This window comes from Moorena sp. SIO3B2, from assembly GCF_010692525.1.
GTDB classification, from domain to species: Bacteria; Cyanobacteriota; Cyanobacteriia; order Cyanobacteriales; family Coleofasciculaceae; genus Moorena; species Moorena producens.
Genome location: NZ_JAAHHE010000366.1, coordinates 4,208 through 5,784 on the forward strand (window position 1 = coordinate 4,208; position 1,577 = coordinate 5,784).

2 pseudogenes are annotated in these 1,577 nt (G+C 41.5%); both read left to right on the forward strand.

The window, feature by feature from the left end:
- A pseudogene (locus F6K38_RS33735) lies at positions 1–1,113 on the forward strand (hypothetical protein); the annotation flags it as partial.
- 191 nt (positions 1,114–1,304) lie between these two features.
- Positions 1,305–1,577, forward strand: a pseudogene (locus F6K38_RS33740) (hypothetical protein); the annotation flags it as partial.

The following is a 1,577-nucleotide window of genomic DNA, read 5'->3' on the forward strand; positions in this document are numbered from 1 at the left end:
AATGGCGAACATTTAGAAATTCGGGAGCCAGAAGAAGGTGCTAAAGTCTGGGCAAGGTTTAACGATGATCGAAGTCTTCACCTGATCGGTACACCCAATCTTTGGGTTGATGGTAGAGTTGGTATTGCTACGACTAGTCCCCAAGCCAGATTGCATATTATCGGTGGTACTGATGCAGAACCCAATGGCGGTGGCTATTTAGTTGTCGGCAACACTAATGGTGTAAATCTTGCCATAGATGATAATGAAATTATGGCTAGAAATAATGGAGCTGTTTCTAACCTACATCTACAAGCTAGCGGGGGTAACTTACTAATTCAAAATAAATCGCCAGGTAGGGTTGGAATTGGACTGTCTAATCCAGTTACTACTTTGCATGTTAGGGGTACTAAAAATGCTGCTGCTTCGATGGCTAATCATATTGCAGTGATTGAAAATACTAGCAGTGGTGGAAGTGCAGATGTTTTAGCTCTCAAGATAGGTACTATTTCCCCTGGTGGAGCCTGTAATTTTATCACCTTCAAATCTGGTGACCGTGACGTTGGATCCATTGAGGGAACTGGCAATAATAATATTCGTTTGAAAAGCGGTAGTGGAGATTATGCAGAATACTTACCACGACTTAATCATAGTGAAGTAATTGAACCAGGTGAACTAGTGGGTGTATTTGGTGGCAAAGTTACCAAGTATACCCAGGGAGCAGATCAAGTTATGGCAATTACTAATCAGCCTATTGTCTTAGGCAATGCTCCCCAAAAGCAAGAGCAACATCTCTATGAGCAAGTAGCATTTTTGGGACAAGTGCCGATTAAAGTTCGAGGTAGCGTGCAATCAGGAGATTATATTATCCCTTCAGGTTTCAATGATGGTATGGGGATAGCAGTCTCACCTCACGAAATCGCAGCAAACCAATTTGCCCTGATTGTTGGTAGAGCTTGGGAAACTTCAGAGCAAGAAGGTGTAAAACTGATCAACGTTGTCGTTGGTCTTAATTCTAATTCCCACTGGCTCTCAAGTTTGTTGGAAAAGATGCAAATTCAGCAATCGGAAATAAAGCTCTTAAAAAAACAAATTCAAGAGTTGAAAACACCAACAGGTTTTTCAGTGTCTTAGTCTTGAATTAAATTCGGTAACACAATGGCACAGAATTACCAACAGCTTAATTATATGGTTAATAAAAACTATGACAGAACAACCAATCAAACGCAATCGCAGTTTTCACCAAAGTCGTCAAAGAGCAGCAGAATAGGATTTTAGTGCTGATGTAAAAGGTAGAAACATTGGAACAGAGGAGGTAAAGAAAAATGGCTTTTAATTGGACACTTCCAACACTCACAGTCAACGGTGAAGTTGGCATTGGTACAGACACTCCCGCAGAGGAGTTGGACGTAATTGGCAATATTTCCGCTACTGGCAATATTTCTGCTACAAACCTAACCCTGATTGGTAGTGCTACTGCCGCCCAATTTGTTGGGGATGGTTCTCGTTTAACCGGCTTAGTCACCACTACCGGAAACTCAACTATTGACGGCTCCCTCACTATTAATGACAACCTTAGTGTCGGTGGTAATTTCCAA